Source organism: Megasphaera cerevisiae DSM 20462, from assembly GCF_001045675.1.
Classification (GTDB): Bacteria; Bacillota; Negativicutes; order Veillonellales; family Megasphaeraceae; genus Megasphaera; species Megasphaera cerevisiae.
Window position 1 is genome coordinate 1 of record NZ_LEKT01000109.1, and the last position, 1841, is coordinate 1841.

The 1841-nt window shown below is 40.1% G+C and carries 1 protein-coding gene and 1 pseudogene; both read right to left on the bottom strand.

Annotated features, from left to right (window positions below; genetic code table 11):
* Window positions 1-286 precede the first annotated feature (286 nt).
* Window positions 287-1093 carry a dynamin family protein gene (locus AB840_RS15180; RefSeq protein WP_159445855.1) on the bottom strand — a complete coding sequence of 269 codons (807 nt, stop codon included), beginning with the start codon at window positions 1091-1093 and terminating at the stop codon, window positions 287-289.
* A gap of 551 nt (window positions 1094-1644) precedes the next feature.
* A pseudogene (locus AB840_RS17950) lies at window positions 1645-1841 on the bottom strand (IS256 family transposase); the annotation flags it as partial.

A 1841-nucleotide genomic window follows, 5' to 3' on the forward strand; every position in this document is an offset into this window, starting at 1 on the left:
AGATAGGACCGAACACGTCCTTCAGCGCTATCTGCATGTCTTCCTGCGTCTTCGGCTGGTATTGTTCCATGATGAGCTTGGCGATTGCCTGGCCTTTCTCACTCGGGTTTCTACGTTTCTTCATCAGTGCTGTACTCAATTCCTTTCAACCTGCTTTCTGATAGTGTACCGCACCTCGACAAAAAAATGAAGTGCGTAAGTTAGTAAATTGGTTACCGGTAACTTACACACTTCATTTTACACTCCCTGTCGAACGACCTTCAAAAGAAATACATGGCCGCTCTCTTTAGCAAGAAACAAAGCTAATTCTTCCTCCAACGCTTTCAAACCACTCGCTGCATATGCTTGTTTCATCTAATTGACATTTTGCCTCCAGACCCGCTTGTGCCGATACAGGAAACAACAGTATATCTTGGCAATGTAATTCCTTACTGAGCAATGTGCCGGTAAAATCCAAGATTTGTTCTACTTCACTCGCTTCTACCATATCTATTTTATTGATGACAAAAAAAATTTTCTCGACATAGCTTGATATACTGTGCAGAAAATCTAATTCCGTACTCGTTACAGGACTATCTGCACTCATCACAAACATGACCGCGTCACATTGAGGTAAAAAGGAATATGTCGTAGCCGTATTTGCCGTAATTGCTGAACCTATTCCAGGTGTATCAACAAATTCCACGCCGCGCCGCAATATAGGAAGTGGCAGCTCGATGCAGGCTGAGCGCACCTGTTTTATATTAGATGGATTTTCTTTTTCCGTTACATATTCGGCCAGTTGTTCTATCGGAAGTTCTTTCTTAAAAAGGGAATTATCTTGTGATACAATCAATTTTTCTACCGGACCATACTTTATAATGGTAATAGCGCTAGTCAAGGGCAATATACCGGCCGGCAGCAAAGGACTCCCTAAGATAGCGTTCATAAGTGAACTTTTCCCTCGTTTAAATTGACCCAGTGCAGCTAATGTAAAATGGTCTTCTGCCAACTTTATACTAAGTTCATTGAGCTGTTCTGCTGCATGCTTTTGTTTGCGTTTCATGATATCCCGCTGCATGCTGCGGATGAGTGCCGCCAATTCCATTTTCATTGCAGTATACTCCTTGAGCATTTGTAAATCAGAATTGATACAAAAAACAAATTTATTATTCAAAAGAACCACTCCTTACATACTTAATTAGAAGGCTGTCCCTCAATTGGCTAGCCGTACGCACTTATCACTGTTTGCACCATTTAGTACAACACCAGTTTTCCCCCATTACCATTTCCCCCATTGGTAGACCTGATACTAAAATGCTCCGCTGTTATAAACAGCATATCTGCATCCGCCGTTTCTTACGTTTCTTTTAGATATATCCTCCGCAATCTTCTCCACCTTGATACCACCACTCCCAACATGATGGCAGCCGTACTTGAATACGGTTCATGCCTAGCACGCACAAAAACGTAATGACTCCTACTCACCATATCTGAGTAGGAGTCATTACGTTTATAACGAATAAATAAGTGAACCCCATCACTGTATATCAAATTATGTAATTTATTATATATGATGTTTCTTTCCTACGCAATATTTTATTATAAAAAACGATAGTGTCAAGATAAATGTGTAAACGTTCCTGCAAGCATTTTAGGCTGTTCTTACCGATTAGGATTATCAAACATATTCACTAAATCACTTTCGGCCGCATTGAACCCTAAATGGATTCGAGCAGCTTGCTTTCGATTATAGTCACTGTAATATGTACAAACGAATCGTTCCAGTGATGCCTCGTTTGGGAATTGTTCTTTTAACTTCGCATGATGTTTTAATCCTTTATTATTATTTTCAATGAGGT